This window comes from Paenibacillus sp. LHD-38 (assembly GCF_031157315.1).
GTDB lineage: Bacteria > Bacillota > Bacilli > Paenibacillales > Paenibacillaceae > Pristimantibacillus.
The window spans coordinates 99,081-116,674 of record NZ_JAVIFU010000022.1 but is presented as its reverse complement, the minus strand read 5'-3'; the positions used below and the strand labels follow the sequence as shown (position 1 = coordinate 116,674).

The following is a 17,594-nucleotide window of genomic DNA, read 5'->3' as shown; positions in this document are numbered from 1 at the left end:
ATTTCCCAGTATGTAAGACCCCTTGAAGACGACGAGGTTGATAGGTTCGGGGTGGAAGCACAGCAATGTGTGCAGCTGACGAATACTAATCGGTCGAGGGCTTATCCTAAACACGTTTGAGAAGCAAACTTACATCGTAAGCATACGCTTAAGTTTGCCCCGGACCCATACATCCGGCAGACAGCAGCTAAAAAGGTTTCAGCAAACCTAACTTTCGTATCCAGTTTTCAGGGTGCAACTTGCTAATGCAAGCATTAGCAGTCGACCCACATCTGTGGGTTTTATTTTTTGTCCAGCACCTGAATATTATGATGGCGGTCGTGGCGAAGTGGTTAACGCATCGGTTTGTGGATCCGACACTCGGGGGTTCAATTCCCCTCGATCGCCCCATTATTACCAAAATAATTAAGCTATTTTGTTGGGGATTAGCCAAGCGGTAAGGCAACGGACTTTGACTCCGTCATTCTCAGGTTCGATCCCTGAATCCCCAGCCATTTACATGCGGAAGTGGCTCAGCGGTAGAGCATCGCCTTGCCAAGGCGAGGGTCGCGGGTTCGATTCCCGTCTTCCGCTCCATAATGATGGCGCCATAGCCAAGTGGTAAGGCAGAGCTCTGCAAAAGCTCTACCCCTAGTTCGAGTCTAGGTGGCGCCTCCACAATTTTTTTGAAGCAACATAATACGTGCCCTTAGCTCAGCTGGATAGAGCGTTTGACTACGAATCAAAAGGCCAGGAGTTCGAATCTCTTAGGGCACGCCATTTTTACTCAAATGCCGATGTGGCGGAATGGCAGACGCGCGCGACTCAAAATCGTGAGGGAAACCGTGGAGGTTCGAGTCCTCTCATCGGCACCATAATAACAAACTTCAGCTCTTAGGATCCAGTGGATCTTAAGGGCTTTTTTATTTCTATCCACCTGATAGGATGAGCCTTGAGAGAGAGTAAATAGTTGCTTTTTAAAGGAATTTTATGTAAGATTATTTGATCTTTACGTTAACGCATGCTAGGAGGGAAAAGAATATCATCAGACCATATCGTAAGTGAACTATCCGAAATATCGGGAAGCAGATTGAAGAGTCTGGCAGGTTTATTGGTAGCGATTGTCGATGATGGTGCATCGATTGGCTTTTTGCCTCCGTTAAGTCAAGCCGAAGCTCTTGCGTATTGGTCGGGAGCAATGAATGACGATGTTATTTTGTGGATTGTACAGCGGAATGGGGAAACGATTGGATCCGTACAATTGCAATTGTGCTCGCGTCCAAACGGATTGCACCGCGCCGAAATTGCAAAGCTCATGGTTCATCCCCAGGCTCGCCGAAAATGGATTGGGCGCTTACTAATGACAAGAACGGGCTAAACTGGAAAACCGCAGCCTTATTGTACTAGACACACGGGCTGATGACCCCTCTAACCTGTTATATCGTTCAATGGATTACATTGAAGCAGGACGGATTCCCCGGTATGCAAAATCTGCAGACGGTAAGCTTCATGATACCGTCTATTACTACAAAAGTTTGACGCTGTAACAGGATAGCAATGAAATAAGCATCAGCTATAATAGGAGGCTTATCAATATGAGTGATTTGCATTCCAATCTCTTGCTGTTGTCAGTACCCGAAAGTTTTGAAAGCAGCCGCCTCCTTATCCGAGCACCGTTATGGGGAGATGGCGTTAAGTTAAATGAGGCGGTTAAGGAAAGTAGGGCGGAATTATTGCCTTGGATGCCATGGGCTGTGCATAGCCCAACACTCGAGGAGTCCGAGATGGTTATTAGGAGGTCTAGAATCAGGTTTCTGGAGCGTTCGGATCTGATGCTGCTGCTTTTTCTCAAGGAAACGGGACAATTAATTGGGAGCAGCGGTCTCCATCGGATAGATTGGGAAGCGCGGAAATTTGAAATCGGTTATTGGGTACGGTCTGCTTTCAGCGGAAATGGCTATATCACCGAAGCGGTTGAAGCGATCACTCATTTTGCGATACAAGAGCTAGAAGCTAACCGTATTGAAATACGCTGCGACTCTCGTAATGTTCGAAGCGCTAGAGTAGCGGAGCGAAGCGGCTTCACATTAGAAGGAATCCTTCGCAAGGAAAAATGTGATGCCGAGGGCTCGCTCCGGGATACTATGATATTTTCCAGGGTGAAATCGTTAGAATATTAATATTTCAATTATAAAATTGTAATGGCGCAACGCTAACTGCTTATTTTCTAAAAGTCCTCTCGTAGTCCTCAAACCGAATTTTTCGAATTTGCTTCCGATCTGACGAACGGACAATAATTCCTTCCGACTTCCCTGATGCGTCAATGCCTACCTTTGTTTGCTCAAAGTTTTTTAAGAAGGCGTAGGTATCCTCGAGTGTCCTAGGGAAGTTGGAGCCTTGTTCGGTTATTAAGAGAGGGGCATAGGATAAGTCGAAAGTTTGAATAAACCGCAGCTTCTCCTCCTCATTATAAAAAGGCTGGTTTCCGTGATCACGCCATTCTGCAATTTTCTCCTGGGGCAAAGACATCAAATGATTAAGCTCATCCTGCGTTAAAGAAAATACATCGAAGAAACGATAATCCTGCGTTTTGTTATCCGTATAATTTTTTGCCGCCTTGGTCTTTCCTCCGTAGGATTCCTGATAGATGACGGTCAACGCCCAATCATTTTCTGAAAATACAGCAGGAAGCAGCTTCTCGGCTATAGGTTTCAAAAACTCCGCTATGCTGCCGTAAGGATTACCAATCCGGTCTCCTTTTGCATATAACAGCTCTTCCCTTGAGCCGATCAAATAATCGATTTCATTATTATCGTTTTTGAAAATGACTACTCTCGCATTTTCTCCGTCAACTTTTTCATAAACGTATAAGCGATCCGATTCATGAAGAAGGCCGTTTTCCTCGCAAAGCGACTCGGTTAATCGACCTTTCTCGCCTAACTTATGGTAGGTAAGGATACTCGGGTATTTGGTTAAAGAGTTTATTTTCTTTAGATCCACTCGCTTCATCTCCCTAAACAGTGATTTCAATAATAAAACATAAGCATGTCCTCGAAGTATTTTCCAGTTCAGCAATAGAGTATAATTCGTTATAACACAAGGTAGTCCTTTCTAATGCGTAAAATTTTATAAAGGAGCGAGCGATGTGCAAAAAGAAAAGTCGCATAACCTTCAAAGAATCATTCGGGAACTGGGTCAAGAGAAGATTATTGAATTATTGACAGATCAAATTCCGGCATCGGATTTGAACAGTCTGCTGCTTGAAGTGTTCTGAGAAAAAACAATACAAGCAAGCCCAAAAGAGCTGCTTAAAAAATATGAGGTCAATCGATTTGTAAAGCCGGCTGCTGTTCAACCCTTGGCGCTCAAGCAGTTGGAAATCGATATGTTGAACATTGCGCAGAGCCAGTCATTTACCCCAATCCAGCTATCGCCTACAGCACCGATAGGGTCTTGCTCCGTTGTTGCTGCAGTTGATCAGAATAAAATTATTGATCAAGGCTCTTATTCGTTTGAAAAGCAAGCCTTCTGGGAGCATGTTTATGTATATCAATCACTCTTTCAAGCCTTGTTTCAGGCTGACCTCGAGATTATACTCAGCACACGAAGCGGATATAAAGATACAGACGGTCTCCTTAAACGGGTTATTCAGTACGGACAGGATCAATCGATTAAGATTAAGCTTTCCGTAATTGAGGACAACGAAGAGAATCAATATTATAAAGGGCTTCAATTTACGATTAGAACGGTCATAAACGGCACCATTATTAACATTGGAGACGGTGGCTTTGTAGATTGGCCGGCTCAACTCTTAGGCAACAAAAAAGAACGGATGCTGATCAGCGCAATTGGATTAGACAGGCTTCTGCCGATAGGGTAGGATATAAAAAAAAGCGCAATCGGATAATAAGGAGTGGACGCATATGGGAAACCGAACCTTTACACTGAGCGAAGCCAACGAGCTGCTGCCTGAGCTGCAAAAGGATTTACGGCAGCTTCAACAATTAACGGCAACGTTTGAGGATAAATACGTGGACTATCAGAAGGAGAAGGCGGCTTTAGAGCAAGCTTCAGCTTTTGGCCAAGGAGGAAAGGATCCTTTTTTTGAACAGGAAAGCCAATTGGAATTCATGAAGATGGAGGCGGACCTGTTAATTGAAAATTTTTCGCGAAAAGGCGTACTCTTAAAAATGATCAATCCCGGCCTGATTGATTTTCCAGCGGTACTGGATGGCGAGGATATTCTGATATGCTGGAAAGAAGGAGAAGAACAAATTAGCCATTATCATGGCCTGCATGACGGGTTTATCGGCAGGAAGCCGTTTCCTCATGAATAAATTATAAATGACCGCCAGGATATATGCTCTTAGTCGATCCGCATGTTGCTCAATTGAGTGTAATGATAATAACGGAGTCCCGCAGAGGAAGCGGCGGGACTCTTTGGGTTATTTTAAAATAAATTGTGACATCACCGGCACTAGTTAATTTTGAATGATAAGAGAGGAGAATCGCGATGTCAGGCGTCATCTCGAAGGCGATCCATCTGCTTGACCTTCTGCTTCCGCAAGGGAAGGAGAAGGAATTAAGCGTCACGGAAATGAGCAGGGAGCTGGACATGCCCGTTCAAAGCGTACACCGCATATTAGGCTCCTTAATGGAGCATGGCTTTGTCGCTCAGAACGCGAAGACGAAGAAGTACAAGCTGGGCTTGTCCATCATGAAATACGGCTTCCTCATGTGGGACAGCCTGATGCTGCGAACGGTGGCGCGGCCGTTTATGGAGGAGCTTTCCCAGAAAACGAAAGAAACGGTCTATTTGGCTACCCGTGAAAATGGGGAAGGCGTCTATATCGATTCGGTTGACTCCCCGCAAATTTTGAAAATATCTGAGCCAATCGGGCTTAAGCTCCCCCTATTCATCGGCGCATCCAATCGGGTAATTCTGGCCTATTTACCAAGAAAAACACAAGAGGCAATTCTGGCTGAGGTAGACTGGGATACGGTTCCTTCGTTAAAGCCTTTGTCCCGGGATTACATAGAAGAAGAGATTTTAACGATTCATAAGCAGGGCTATGCCGTTACTGAAGGTGAGGCAACGGAGGGGACGACCGGTATAGGTGCCCCGATTTTTTCATATGAGAACAGGGTGATCGGATCCTTGAACGTCGCTGGTCCTTCTCTACGCTTTACTGCAGATACGATGGAGAAAAATAGTGTGCTCGTCAAAAAATACGCGGATCTGATTTCAGATGAGCTTGGCTATCGCCATAAGTTTAATCGGTAATTTATTTGATCATTATCCCACTATTCGGGAAAGAGTTATTACTTCTATCAAATATCGAGATTATAATAATCCTCAATAAGCGCAGCCGGCGTATATTGGAGGAGAATGGAACGATGAATATTGTTGCTTTTAAACATTTTGATTTTGATGATGAATATGCATTTCGTTCCTGGACGGACCTGAGGGGGCATCAGCTGGCTATGCGGGATCCCTCTATTGAAATTAATGCGGAATGGATGCATGAAATGGATTTGCTTATTATTTGCGGCGGTCCGATGAGTGTGTATGAAGAGGAACGTTATCCGTGGCTTATTCAGGAGAAGCAATTTGTGCAGCAGGCCATGCAGCTTGGTAAAAAAGTGCTCGGCATCTGCTTTGGCGCTCAAATGATCGCCGAATTGTTAGGCAGTCCTGTATGCCGAAACGAATATAAGGAAATTGGCTGGCATGTGATCAATCGCACAGTGGAACGGCATTCATGGCTTGCTGGTTTACCGGAGGAGTTTACATCGTTTCAGTGGCATGGCGATACGTTTGCGCTGCCGAAAGATACGAGGCTTCTCGCTTATTCGGAGGCATGCAAGGTGCAGGCTTTTGCCTACGGTGACCATGTTCTGGGTCTGCAATTTCATTTGGAGACGACGCCGGCTTGTATGGAAACGATGTTTGAGCATTGGTCATCCGAGCTGATTGAGGCGCCTTATATTCAGACGGCGGAGCAAATTCGCAGCCGGTTTGAACAAAGCGAGCAGTCTCTTAAGGCGCTTCACCACATTTTGGATCAAATTAGCGTGAGCCTTTAATGAAGGTTTGAGTATCATAATTGTTTTGATAATAGGAGCATAGGCTAATATAATGGAAATATATGTATGGTAATGAGAGGAGCCGCTGAGGCATGAAACGCAATCGTCTGGGAAAATCGGAGCTCTACATTAGTGAAATCGGCCTTGGCTGTATGTCGCTCGGTAAAGACAAGGGAAAAGCGATAGCCCTCATCCACGAAGCGATTGATAAGGGGATTAATTTTTTTGATACAGCCGATCTCTATGATGAGGGATTAAATGAGGAGATCGTAGGCGAGGCTATCCGCGGCAGGCGTTCGGATATTTTAGTCGCCACGAAGGTCGGCAATCGATGGGAACCAGGCAAGGAGGGCTGGTCCTGGGACCCGTCAAAGGCGTACATCAAGTCGGCTGTCAAAGATAGCTTGAGAAGGCTGCAAACGGACTATATCGATTTATACCAGCTGCATGGCGGAACGCTTGAGGATCCGATCTCAGAAACGATTGAGGCATTCGAGGAGCTCAAGCAGGAAGGACTCATACGGTATTACGGCATTTCTTCGATCCGCCCGAACGTGATAAGGGAATATGCGGAGCGGTCGAATATCGTCAGCGTGATGAGCCAATATAGCATTTTGGATAGAAGGCCCGAGGAGCAAGTGCTGCCGCTGTTGGCGGAGAAAGGGATCAGCTTAATCGCCCGCGGACCGGTAGCGAAAGGGATATTAACCGATGCCGGTGCAGCGAAGGAAGCGAAAGGGTATTTGGATTATGACAAGAAAGAGCTTTCGGCTTTGCGCAGCGCTTTAAACGAAGCTGGGGATGAACCGCGTGACATGGCGCATAGGGCCATTCGATATGCGTTAGCAAATCCCGCCGTGGCTTCCGTTATCCCCGGAGCAAGCTCATTGGAACAGCTGCTGCACAATATTGCCGCAGGCGATGCTAAGGAGCTGACGGCAGCTGAAGTTGAGGCCATTCGCATCTTGAGCAAAAACAATCGCTACGAACAACACCGGTAGGTAAAACCCGTTAACGAAGGATATATTTTCGCAGCATGATCCGGGTGCCAATGGGTTTGACGTGTGGGAGAATCACGAATGCGTCATTCATTTCTAGTCATATATCATATATAAACGTAACTCTAAAAAACAAAGGGAGATGTTAAACCATGATAAAACGAATTGAATGCGCATATGTGCCTGTGTCAAATGTGAAGAAATCGGCGGATTGGTATGAGCAGGTGCTCGGCATGCGTTTGCGTTCGCCGGTGGAATCGGGGCGTGGAGCCATTATGGTGATGGAGGAAGGCGGTTGGCTGTTTCTACTCCCTAGTCCTGATATGACGCCGCTTACTTTCTCGACAACAGGCTGGGAGGAAGACGGGCAAGCTTTTGAAATGTTCCCGCTATGCTTTGAAACGGATAAGATCCATACGCTGCATGCTTCACTGAAGGAAGCAGGCGTATGGGTAGAGCAGGAATTACGGAATGAGGGAAGCTGCGGGCTGCAGCTAAATTTCAAGGATCCGGACGGTAACAAATATCAAGTGTGGCAGCAGCCATCCGATCAAGCGGAATAGGATAGGGGTAGCACAGAGAGAAGGTCTATACCAGTACCTTCTCTCTGTGCTATGCTTAGCTAAGAAGGTTTGACTTTATCAACTGTATGCAATAAAATTACAGTATCCTTCTTGAGAGGGAGATGCAAATATGAATAGTGAATTTACGGTAGCGGTTCACAGCTTAGTGCTGTTAGCCTATTTGCCTGATCATATGGCCAGCAGCGAGACGATCGCTCGTAACGTGTCAACGAATCCCACACGGATTCGCAAAATTATGAGCACGCTGCGGAAGCACGGGTTTGTGAAGACAAAGGAAGGCATCGGCGGCGGCTATATTTTGAACTGCGAGCCGGAAGAGGTTACGCTGGCTCAAATTTATCGCGCGCTTTCAGGCGGCACATTGAAGCCGCATTGGTGTTCGGGGAATCCGGATGAGGATTGCCTTGTATCCGCGAATATTCAAGGCGTTATGGATCACTTCTTCTATGAAGCAGAGCAGCATTATGTAGCCTATCTGGAGAAGAATACGCTTCAAACCGCTTTGGATAAAATCCGGAAATGCCAACTGCAGCAAAAGGCACAGCAGTCGTAACAAAGCATGACAACAACTAGAAGTCTCATAATTGGCGGTAATCATGCTAACAGCCAGTGTATTACCGCTTATTGAGCGAGATAGCTTAGACGAGTGATCTGAATTTTTTCGTGTAATATGTATCTAATATTCATACAGTTGGAGGGCGTTTCTTTCAATAGAAGCAGCTCTGATTGTAACAAAAAGGATGAGTGCCATGTCAGAGTATACCCAAACAAATTCGTCATTTCATATCCCGTTATCGGTTCTAGATGTATCTCCGATTGTTGAAGGCGGCTCTGCGGCCGAATCGCTGCGTCATACTTTAGATCTTGCCCAGCATGCGGAAAAATGGGGCTACAACCGTTATTGGCTTGCAGAGCACCATAACGCGCCAAGCATTGCAAGCTCAGCTACATCCATCGTGATCGGCCATGTAGCGGCTGGAACGTCGACGATCCGAGTAGGGTCAGGCGGCATCATGCTGCCGAATCATGCGCCGCTTGTTATCGCGGAACAATTCGGTACGCTCGAATCCTTATTTCCTGGCCGCATAGATTTAGGACTTGGCCGCGCGCCGGGTACCGATGGTCTTACTGCAGCAGCGCTTCGGGGGAGCAGAGGAGGCAACGGCCAAGACTTCCCTGAGAAGCTGGCGGAGCTGCGCGCTTTTCTTGATCCATCCAGCTCAGAGGTGGGTATGCCCGTGCGGGCGATTCCTGGCGAAGGACTGGATATTCCGATTTGGCTGCTTGGCTCGAGTGATTTCAGTGCTTTGTTAGCCGCTCAGCTTGGCCTGCCATTCGCTTTCGCGGGGCATTTCTCGCCTACCTTCACTGTCCCGGCGATGAATCTATATCGAAGCAGCTTCAAGCCGTCAGCCGTGCTCGATAAACCCAAAGGGATGGTTGCTGTTAACGTAGTCGCTGCTGATACGGATGAAGAAGCTGCCTATTTAGCTACGTCCATGCAGCAGCTGTTCCTATCCTTTATTCGTAACACTCGCGGGCCCCTGCCTGCTCCGGTTCAAGATATGGATACTGTCTGGACGCCGCAGGAGAAAATTGCTCTGCAGCAGCAGCTTGGTTCTTCCATTGTTGGAGGACCGGACACTGTCCGCAGCAAGCTGAAGAAGTATATTGAGGCGACGAAAGCCGATGAAATTATGGTAGCGGCTCATATCTTTGACCATAAGGCACGTTTGCGTTCCTATGAAATTGTAGCAGGACTTTAATAAACAGACATCTGCTGTCTTCTTTAAAATATAAGAAAGTATAAAATTCAACCTTATACGATGCTTATATTTCACCGCGAAACGAGCTTTTGCCGCCAAGGACGGCGTCAGCCGTTTACGCTTGCTATCGCCTTCCCGAGCGGGTACTTATGCACGGCAGCAGGGCTGAAGAACTGAGAAAAGAGTGCGGACCACTAAAGGTCTGCACTCTTTTTTGCGCGATGGCTTATTCCGCAGATTCCGCAGGCGGTCGAAGTCCATTGCGCAGCTGCCGTATGGAGAAGCCGAAATCCATTTGCAGATGTGGATAATCCGGAAAGTTATCCCAATCGCCACCCCAGGAAAACCCCAGACCTTTGGCTATTTCGACAACCTCGATCCAATCTGCTTTCCCATTTTTGTTGCCGTCATATTTCATATCCCATACGACCTCGCCCTTCTTGGTCCGAAGCGCGAAATCTATGGCGAGCCCATAGTTATGATAAGAATGACCACCCTGCACCTGCGTTACAATCTTGCCTTCTGTAGAGCGCCCTTTGGCATAAATCGCATTTTGCTCTTCGCTGGAGCGGAAGCCGTCCGTTATGAGGATGGTAATCCCGGCTTTCCCGGCTTCGGCGATCAGCTCGGTTTGCTTCGCAAATACGATAGGATGAAGCTCCGTAACAGGAGGAGCGGGTTTAATATCGATCTCTGGTACGTACGGCTCGAAGGTTAGGATGACTTTCCACAATAGAACAGCGGTGAGCGCCAAAATAATGAATAGCAGTAACCGGTTCCGTCTGCGTTTATTTTTTGCCGCGAGGTCCAGCTGTGTCCGCCCAATTGGAATCGGCTGATTAGAGAAATGATTTCGTTCCAGCATGCAAAATCTCCTTACGTGTTGTATCCGCTTATCTTATCATATTGTTAATCGGGCTGCCCTAGTCCAGGGTAGGGGAATGCTGGTCAATCGTTGACAATTTATCAGTTTAGATCTAAACTGATAACAAGAACGAAAGCAGGAGGTGGTCAAATGGATCAAAATGATTCAGAACCTTTCCTATCCAAACGCGATGAGCGATTAGGTTTAATGATATGGTTTCGTTTATCGCGTGTGTATAACCATAGCCTGCGAGAAACGCATCAGCATTTGAAGAAATGGGGCTTGACCGCTGCCCAGTTTGATGTGCTTGCGCAGGTAGGCGCGCATGACCGGCTGACACAGCAGCAGCTGGCAGATAAGCTTTTTGTCACCAAAGGAAATATTACGCAGCTGCTTGGCAAGCTTGAGGAATTGGGATATATCGAGCGCGAGCAAGCTTGGAAGACCAAATACGTATCGTTAACCGAAAAGGGCAAGGCGCTGTTCGATGATGTCGTTCCGGTGCAGGAGCAGTTTCAGGCTGCGCAGTATACTGCTCTTAACCGCGAAGAGAAGAGGCAACTGCTCGAATTGCTAAAGAAAATACAAAGTTAAAAGTAAACGTCATAAAAGAAACGTATAGGCTTTACTAACAATTGAGGGAGGTTGTTCTTATGCAACTCAAAGGTATCCATCACGTATCCGCCATTACAGGCACAGCTGCCGGTAATTTTGATTTTTATACGCAGCTGCTCGGCCTTCGTTTGGTCAAAAAAACCGTTAACCAAGACGAAACTTCGGTTTATCATTTGTTTTACGGGGATGAGAAGGGAAATCCGGGAACAGAGCTTACGTTCTTCGAATTCCCTATGACAGGTAAAAACCGCGCTGGCACAAGCAGTATTTCTTCTCTGTCCCTTCGGGTGGCAGGCGATGCCGCGCTTCGTTATTGGAAGGAGCGCTTTGAGCAATTCAGTGTTGATCATGACGATATCGTTGAACGGGCCGGCCGCCAAACGATTGCATTCCGAGATTTTGAAGGACAACGGCTTGTACTCGTGTCCGATGAGCATAACGAAGGCGTTAAGGGCGGTATTCCTTGGGAGAAAAGCATGGTTCCGGCTGAATACGGCATTCTTGGCCTTGGTCCAGTGCAGCTAACGGTCAAAAACCCGGAGCCTACCGTACTCGTACTGACACAGCTTATGGGATTCCGAGAAAAAGGAAAGTACCCGTCTACGATTGCCGGGCAGCCGGATATCGTCGTTTATGAGACCGGTGAAGGCGGCAGCGGCGCTGAAGTTCATATCGAAGAGCGGCATGATCTGCCACGTGAGCAGCAGGGCCATGGCGGCGTGCATCATGTAGCGTTCCGAGTTGATAACGATGAGGAGCTTCGCGAGTGGATCGAGCATATTCGCGGAGTCCGAATTCCGAATTCCGGCTTCGTTGACCGTTACTATTTCCGTTCGCTGTACTTCCGCGAGCCGAACGGCATTTTGTTTGAGCTAGCCACTGACGGTCCTGGATTTGCTACGGATGAAGATATTAACCACTTGGGAGAATCGCTGGCGCTGCCTCCATTCCTAGAACCGCAGCGTGCGCAAATTGAGTCCAGATTAAAACCGCTGCATACCAAACCGAACGAATAAGCGTGCGGACCTTGGCTTCGAGTATTCATAACAAGGCACGAAGCCGTTGGTTGAAGCACCAATAACAAAGACGACCGTCTCCCGCTTGGCATGGGGAAGCGGTCGTTTTTTTTGAAAATGCAAGGATAGGTAAGTTTTTAACTCAACTTTCGCAGCTTAAATTGGGCAGGTAAGCCTTGATGTAACAGGGCAAACCGGAGATCCATTATCGCCCAATCTAATTGATTTACTTCATCACAAAGCAAGTGAAACAAGCCGCCTAATGTGCGGTGGTCGGTCCTATTTTGAGAAGCGTGCATAGATATTTGTTACTGAAGAGTGAAATAGATGCAATTGTAGCAAACCGTTAGCGTTAGCTGCAGCGAACAAAGAGCCATTGCCGCGCTGGCAGTGGTTCTTTGTATTTCGGAAAAAGAAGAACTTAAACCGAAATGTGGATAAACTGTAATGACATATAAATTTAATGAGGTGATTATTTATCTAAAGAACAAGAATGATCTATATATAGGAATGGATAAAGGGAGTGATGCTTTGTTGCGAATCTATGTCGCCGATCGGAGAGATACTCTACAAGACATTGCGTCCAAAATTCGGATCCCTGTAGAAAAATTATTGGAGCTAAATCCCGAATTGATCGACCCTGGTATAGAAATCGGCGGACATTGCGTGCGAATCCCTCTGCCCGCGGCGGACGTATCGGCAGCACTGGATTTGCCTGATTGCAGCTCGACCGAGCCTGTATCTTATATGGATAATTGGATTCCTCACATTCCGGTCGAAAAGATGGCCGAGAAGGAATATGATGTTCTTATTGTCGGCTCGGGGGCCGGTGGAGGTGCCGTTCTCTGGCGTTTGTGCGAACAATGGGGATTCAGCGGAAAACGGGTCGGGCTTGTGGAGGCGGGAGGGCTGATGCTGCCCACCCATTATTGGAACATTCCGACACTGGGCAGTGCTACTTCCGGCGACTATTTTCTAAATCCAAAAATTTCAAATCCCATCGGACAAATGCTGCCCGATTTGCCGTCTGCACGAGAGGTCATTGCTCTTGGTGGAAAAACGTTGTTTTGGGGAACAGTCAGCCCGCGCGTTCTTCCTTCTCTAATGAAAAAGGAATGGCCGGTAACCCCGGAGGAAATGGAGCCCTATTACAATTTGGCTGAAGAAGTGATGAATGTCTCAAAGGGCTATACGGAGGAATCGACGATTCAGCAAATTTTGTTGGAACGGCTTCGTTTCAAAGGCTTTGCGAATGTCACGGGTCTCCCGTTCGCGATTGATCTGCAGCCAACCCGATTTGGCGAGATCCATTCGAGTCCAGCGTTTAGCTCTATTCTTTTCCTAGCCAAAGCGATGAATCTTGGAGCCTTCGATTTGGCCATTCATGCGAGAGCCGTTCAAGTGCTGACCGATGGGGCAAAAGCTGCCGGAGTAAAGGTGATGACACCCGATGGAAAGTCATTTATAATCCGAGCAAAGACAGTTGTGTTGTCCGCAAACGTTTATCAAACACCGCGTTTGCTTCTCAACTCCGGCATTCCTGGACGTGCAATTGGTCATTATTTGAGTCATCATACCTTTCTTTCGACAACCATCCGTTTGGATACCTCGGCTTTTCCGGAAATTTCCGGTGTTCTCGGCATACTCATTCCACAATCGGAGGATCGGCCCTATCAAATTCAAATCCACGGTCCCGGGGGAGATGTTTGGTACAACTGGTACCAGCAGTTTCAGATTAAACCTTCGCAAACTGAGTGGAAAATCTCTTTACTTGGCTTCGGTCAAATGGAAAGCCGTTACGAGAATCATGTATTCCTGGACCCTTCAGACAAAGATATCTACGGCGTACCAACCATTAAAGCCCGACTTACTTATTCCCCTCGGGATCTCGAAGTGATCCGGCGTATGGAGGCTGGTATGCGGCAAGCTTCCATCGCGAGTCAACCTAACTGGTTTGGATCTAACGGTCAACCCGACATTTGCCGGGTTCTGCCAGGCGCCGATTACCATGAGTTCGGAACAAGTCGCATGGGAGACGACCCTTTAACCTCCGCTGCCAACCGGTATGGACAAATTCACGCGATAAGCGGTCTTTATGTGGCGGATAACAGTGTTCTCCCTCCCATAGGAGGCGCCAATCCAACACTTACGACCGTCGCACTAGCCATTCGTACGGCGGACTATATCCGAAGCCGGGAATAACAAGTTCATGACATGATAAATACGTACAAGATAAAGCCCTTAAGTTTTATAAAGAGTTACCATCATTTTATGAAAAACCAAGGATTTGGCGCACTTAAAGAACACTTCAATGTCCTAACGAATTCCGTAGATCCGAATAATTTCATCCTCTGGCAGTGTGCGATTGGTACACAAAATGGCAAGCCGTTCTTTCTTATTCGACCGATGGCGCACGAATACCATCGTGACTGGAATGCCAGGGGACAATTCAGTACGAATGGAACGCAGAATACCATTGTTCTTTCCCTGAACAGGGATGGCTTCATAGTAAAGTTCTTGCAGGTTTAAACGGCGTCCGCCAACAAGATAAGTCCTGTTCTACCAATAATTTAGCAATGAGTAATAGAAGAAAGTTTGATATGCTTCGAGGATTGGTCTCTTTAGGAGGGTACTCGTGAAGCATATTTTTAATAGATTCGTAGTTACGGCATTTGTACTGTTTGGCATGATCACAGCTTCGGTGCATACGGTTGGCGCGCAAAGCCTGCTGCCTTTCGATGATATATCAAACAGCTATGCAAAGCAGGAAATCATTGATCTATATAATAAAAAAATAATAACGGGAACGTCCGGGCGCAGCTTCTCTCCTGCTGCGTCGATTACGAGAGCCGAGTTTGTTACAGTGCTGGACCGGCTGCTCGGACTCGAGCAGGCAGCCAGCCCCATCACTCCGTTCACCGATGTAGCGAAGAAGGCTTGGTATTATGGCTGGATCCAAGCAGCCGTGCAGCTGGGCTTAGCGGATGGCGTAAGCACAAGCCTTTTTGCGCCGGCTAAGCCCGTAACAAGGCAGGAGGCTGCCGTATTATTAACACGGGTATTGAAAAAACAAAATAATGGCACAAGCGCAAAAGCGGGTTTTGCCGATGACGCCCGCATTGCGGCTTGGGCGATTCCATCCGTAGCAGCGGTGCGCAGCCTTGGACTTATGCAGGGTGACAGCAATGGGTATTTCCGTCCTGAAGATCCGATAACGAGGCAGGAAACGGCTGTCATGATTCATCGGGTGCTGCAAAACGAGAAATGGGCAGCAGAGCTTGCCGCTAAGCCAAAGGAGTCGATTAAGCTCGGCTGGCAGTATGCCCAGACGACGCAGCAATATGAAAACAATATCTTGCAGTCCAACGTTAACACCTTGTCTCCACGTTGGTTCTTTATAGAAGCTTCGGGTGAACTGTCCGATAACGCGGATCCCTCCCTTGTCACATGGGCAAAGAAGCATAATAAAAAGGTTTGGGCGCTCGTCGGCAATCGGTCCGACCAAGACATGACTCATCAGATTTTGTCCCAATCGGCTTCACGCAGCACCTTGGTATCCAAGCTTGCGGCCTATGCCAAAAAATACGGAATTGACGGGCTTAACATCGACTTTGAAAATGTAGCCCCGCAGGACCGTGCAGCGCTGACCGCATTCGTAACGGAATTAGCAAAGAAGCTGAAGGCGATGAACATCACGCTCTCGATTGATGTATCTCCAGACCGCGGGACGGATTGGACGGATGCGTTTGACTACTCCGCGCTTGGCGTGCAAGCGGACTATGTCGTATTGATGGGTTATGACGAGCATTGGGGCGGAAGCCCAATAGCGGGTCCTAACGCATCCTTAGGCTTTGACGAAGCTGCAGTCAACAAGCTGGTCAAAGCAGTACCCCGCGAAAAGGTTATTTTGGCGCTGCCTTTTTATAACCGTGATTGGGATTTGAAGAAAGACGGAAGCGTAGAATCTTCTGAATTCATTTCGCTGGATCAGCAAAATACAATTATGAGCAAGTATGCGATTAAGCCAAAATGGGATGCGAAATTAGGCCAGTATACGGCTGCTTATGTGAAGAATGGCGTGAAACATCAAATTTGGGTTGAGGACGGACGCTCCTTAACGGCCAAATACAAGCTGGCAGCAGAAGCCAAGCTAGCAGGATTAGCCTACTGGTATGTGGGCGGGGAAAGTCCGGATATATGGGCAAGCATGAGAAATGCGGATCGGTTTTTGGGCTATCGTTTTTTGTAATGCAGCAGCTGATTTATAGGAAGCCGCATTATATGCGATTAGCTGGAAGAGTTGCAACGAAAACTAGATTCGTATTTTCCGAACTGGCATTTGCGTGGCAATTTTATGTAAAATATGGAATGAGAGTGTGATGCGTAACATGGATTGAAGAAGGGGAGAGAGCCGCAAATGAAAAAGCTTTCGGCATTATTTTTATCATTAGCTCTATTATTTTCATTCGTTTCTACCATTCAAGCAGAGGCTAAGCCCATTTCCGTATGGGTCGAGGACGAGCAGGTGCAGTTGGGCGGCTTACAGCCTATTATGGAAAAGGGGACAACCCTAGTTCCCGCAAAGCTGCTGCTGCAAAAGCTTGATTTCCAAGTAACATGGGATCAGAAGAACAAAGTCATAACTGGAAAGAAAGAAGGACTCGTTCTTTTATTCCAAATCGACAACCTGGGAGCAATGGTTAACGAGACGGAGCAAGGTTTGCTTGCCGCTCCTAGGCTTGTAAAAGGCACCGCCTATATTCCTTTGCGTACGGTAAGCGAAGCAGCAGGTTATGAGGTGACATGGAATAAGGAGCAGCGGTCAATCTCACTGCAGGTAAAAGAACCGAGCCGCGGCTTCCTATGGAAGGTTGAAAAGGCGGGCAGCACCGTTTATCTGCTAGGCTCGATACATATTGCGAATGAAGCGATGTATCCGCTCCGCCCAGAAATTCAGGACGCATATGAAGCGTCGGACTATCTCGTTGTAGAGGCTGATATTTCAAAAATGAACAATGCGGATGTACAAAAGCTTGTCATGGATTTAAGCGTATACAAAGATAACACAACGCTCAAAGATCATATTTCAGATGAAGCCTACAAGAAGCTGGGCGAAATTTTGAAAGAGAACGGCGCGGCGGAAAATGCACTCGATACTTATAAGCCATGGAGCGTATCTTCCACCATCGACTTTCTGTCGACAACGCAATCGGGCTATGATGCGGGAATCGGGATCGACGCGCATTTCCTAGAGCAATCGAATGCAAACAAAAAGCCGATTCTTGAGCTGGAGTCGATCGAATATCAGCTTCAAATGTTCGATCATTTCTCTGACGAGCTGCAAGAGGAAATGGTAAATGCTTCAATCGAGAATTATTATGCTGAGGATTCCGGCATTGATGCGCTTACGGATATGTGGGTAACCGGCGACGAGAAGCAGTTGCTTGAGCTGACCGAGGCAACTTCGGCTAACGAAGAGTTTAATAAAGCGCTGCTGACAGACCGTAACGCACCAATGGTAGAGAAAATAACGGGCTATTTGAACGACAGTACGAGCAAAACTTATTTTGTGGTTGTGGGTGCTGCCCACATGCTGGGCGAGAACGGCATAGTTCCGCTGTTGGAGAAAAAGGGCTTTACGGTAACTCGCCAATAATATTGAAAGATAGTCATAAGCAAAAACA

17 protein-coding genes, 6 tRNA genes, 1 rRNA gene and 3 pseudogenes are annotated in these 17,594 nt (G+C 47.2%); 23 read left to right on the top strand and 4 right to left on the bottom strand.

The window, feature by feature from the left end; all coding sequences use genetic code 11:
- From RCO25_RS19530 to RCO25_RS19490, 9 genes and pseudogenes are all read left to right on the top strand, one after another.
- Positions 1-109, top strand: a 23S ribosomal RNA gene (locus RCO25_RS19530); the annotation flags it as partial.
- A 205-nt stretch (positions 110-314) separates the two neighbouring features.
- Positions 315-390, top strand: a tRNA-His gene (locus RCO25_RS19525).
- A gap of 29 nt (positions 391-419) precedes the next feature.
- A tRNA-Gln gene (locus RCO25_RS19520) sits at positions 420-494 on the top strand.
- 7 nt (positions 495-501) lie between these two features.
- Positions 502-576, top strand: a tRNA-Gly gene (locus tag RCO25_RS19515).
- A gap of 7 nt (positions 577-583) precedes the next feature.
- Positions 584-657 (top strand) — tRNA-Cys (locus tag RCO25_RS19510).
- Between the two features lie 25 nt (positions 658-682).
- Positions 683-759 (top strand) — tRNA-Arg (locus RCO25_RS19505).
- 13 nt (positions 760-772) lie between these two features.
- A tRNA-Leu gene (locus tag RCO25_RS19500) sits at positions 773-854 on the top strand.
- 146 nt (positions 855-1,000) lie between these two features.
- Positions 1,001-1,526 (top strand): annotated as a pseudogene (locus RCO25_RS19495) (N-acetyltransferase family protein).
- Positions 1,527-1,574: 48 nt separating this feature from the next.
- Positions 1,575-2,159, top strand: coding sequence for a GNAT family N-acetyltransferase (locus tag RCO25_RS19490; RefSeq protein WP_308997800.1), 585 nt, complete (start codon positions 1,575-1,577; stop codon positions 2,157-2,159).
- A gap of 40 nt (positions 2,160-2,199) precedes the next feature.
- Here RCO25_RS19490 and RCO25_RS19485 read toward each other — a convergent pair whose 3' ends face one another.
- Positions 2,200-2,988 carry an RNA ligase family protein gene (locus RCO25_RS19485; RefSeq protein WP_308997799.1) on the bottom strand — a complete coding sequence of 263 codons (789 nt, stop codon included), beginning with the start codon at positions 2,986-2,988 and terminating at the stop codon, positions 2,200-2,202.
- A gap of 136 nt (positions 2,989-3,124) precedes the next feature.
- On the opposite strand from RCO25_RS19485, the gene RCO25_RS19480 reads away from it, so the two are divergent.
- The 9 genes from RCO25_RS19480 (at position 3,125) to RCO25_RS19440 (ending at position 9,414) form a co-directional block, all read left to right on the top strand.
- Positions 3,125-3,253 carry a hypothetical protein gene (locus tag RCO25_RS19480; RefSeq protein ID WP_308997798.1) on the top strand — a complete coding sequence of 43 codons (129 nt, stop codon included), beginning with the start codon at positions 3,125-3,127 and terminating at the stop codon, positions 3,251-3,253.
- 99 nt (positions 3,254-3,352) lie between these two features.
- Complete coding sequence (locus tag RCO25_RS19475; protein ID WP_308997797.1) at positions 3,353-3,859, top strand: hypothetical protein; 507 nt, start codon at positions 3,353-3,355, stop codon at positions 3,857-3,859.
- A 43-nt stretch (positions 3,860-3,902) separates the two neighbouring features.
- Positions 3,903-4,316, top strand: a complete 414-nt coding sequence (locus RCO25_RS19470) for a DUF2203 domain-containing protein (protein WP_308997796.1) — start codon at positions 3,903-3,905, stop codon at positions 4,314-4,316.
- A gap of 176 nt (positions 4,317-4,492) precedes the next feature.
- Positions 4,493-5,263 carry an IclR family transcriptional regulator gene (locus RCO25_RS19465; RefSeq protein WP_308997795.1) on the top strand — a complete coding sequence of 257 codons (771 nt, stop codon included), beginning with the start codon at positions 4,493-4,495 and terminating at the stop codon, positions 5,261-5,263.
- Positions 5,264-5,376: 113 nt separating this feature from the next.
- Entirely contained in the window at positions 5,377-6,066 is a 690-nt protein-coding gene (locus RCO25_RS19460) for a type 1 glutamine amidotransferase (protein WP_308997794.1), read from the top strand.
- Positions 6,067-6,158: 92 nt separating this feature from the next.
- Positions 6,159-7,067, top strand: coding sequence for an aldo/keto reductase (locus tag RCO25_RS19455; RefSeq protein WP_308997793.1), 909 nt, complete (start codon positions 6,159-6,161; stop codon positions 7,065-7,067).
- A gap of 149 nt (positions 7,068-7,216) precedes the next feature.
- Positions 7,217-7,627: a VOC family protein gene (locus RCO25_RS19450; RefSeq protein WP_308997792.1), complete on the top strand. Its 411-nt coding sequence runs from the start codon at positions 7,217-7,219 to the stop codon at positions 7,625-7,627.
- 130 nt (positions 7,628-7,757) lie between these two features.
- Positions 7,758-8,201: an Rrf2 family transcriptional regulator gene (locus tag RCO25_RS19445; RefSeq protein WP_308997791.1), complete on the top strand. Its 444-nt coding sequence runs from the start codon at positions 7,758-7,760 to the stop codon at positions 8,199-8,201.
- A 196-nt stretch (positions 8,202-8,397) separates the two neighbouring features.
- The gene (locus RCO25_RS19440; RefSeq protein ID WP_308997790.1) at positions 8,398-9,414 is read left to right on the top strand and encodes an LLM class flavin-dependent oxidoreductase; all 1,017 of its coding nucleotides are present in this window, start codon (positions 8,398-8,400) and stop codon (positions 9,412-9,414) included.
- 226 nt (positions 9,415-9,640) lie between these two features.
- Here RCO25_RS19440 and RCO25_RS19435 read toward each other — a convergent pair whose 3' ends face one another.
- The gene (locus RCO25_RS19435; RefSeq protein ID WP_308997789.1) at positions 9,641-10,279 is read right to left on the bottom strand and encodes a M15 family metallopeptidase; all 639 of its coding nucleotides are present in this window, start codon (positions 10,277-10,279) and stop codon (positions 9,641-9,643) included.
- 150 nt (positions 10,280-10,429) lie between these two features.
- Between RCO25_RS19435 and RCO25_RS19430 the strand changes: the two genes are divergently transcribed.
- Positions 10,430-10,873, top strand: coding sequence for a MarR family winged helix-turn-helix transcriptional regulator (locus RCO25_RS19430; RefSeq protein ID WP_308997788.1), 444 nt, complete (start codon positions 10,430-10,432; stop codon positions 10,871-10,873).
- A gap of 59 nt (positions 10,874-10,932) precedes the next feature.
- Positions 10,933-11,910 carry a ring-cleaving dioxygenase gene (locus tag RCO25_RS19425; protein ID WP_308997787.1) on the top strand — a complete coding sequence of 326 codons (978 nt, stop codon included), beginning with the start codon at positions 10,933-10,935 and terminating at the stop codon, positions 11,908-11,910.
- 142 nt (positions 11,911-12,052) lie between these two features.
- Here RCO25_RS19425 and RCO25_RS35120 read toward each other — a convergent pair.
- Positions 12,053-12,203, bottom strand: a pseudogene (locus RCO25_RS35120) (IS4 family transposase); the annotation flags it as partial.
- 154 nt (positions 12,204-12,357) lie between these two features.
- On the opposite strand from RCO25_RS35120, the gene RCO25_RS19415 reads away from it, so the two are divergent.
- Positions 12,358-14,112 (top strand): GMC oxidoreductase, encoded by a 1,755-nt coding sequence (locus RCO25_RS19415; RefSeq protein ID WP_308997786.1) that lies wholly within the window; start codon positions 12,358-12,360, stop codon positions 14,110-14,112.
- A 117-nt stretch (positions 14,113-14,229) separates the two neighbouring features.
- Here RCO25_RS19415 and RCO25_RS35115 read toward each other — a convergent pair.
- A pseudogene (locus tag RCO25_RS35115) lies at positions 14,230-14,469 on the bottom strand (IS4 family transposase); the annotation flags it as partial.
- Positions 14,470-14,545: 76 nt separating this feature from the next.
- Between RCO25_RS35115 and RCO25_RS19405 the strand changes: the two are divergent.
- Both RCO25_RS19405 and RCO25_RS19400 read left to right on the top strand, forming a co-directional pair.
- The gene (locus RCO25_RS19405) at positions 14,546-16,159 is read left to right on the top strand and encodes an S-layer homology domain-containing protein (RefSeq protein ID WP_308997785.1); all 1,614 of its coding nucleotides are present in this window, start codon (positions 14,546-14,548) and stop codon (positions 16,157-16,159) included.
- Between the two features lie 168 nt (positions 16,160-16,327).
- Positions 16,328-17,566 (top strand): TraB/GumN family protein, encoded by a 1,239-nt coding sequence (locus tag RCO25_RS19400; RefSeq protein ID WP_308997784.1) that lies wholly within the window; start codon positions 16,328-16,330, stop codon positions 17,564-17,566.
- Positions 17,567-17,594: the final 28 nt, after the last annotated feature.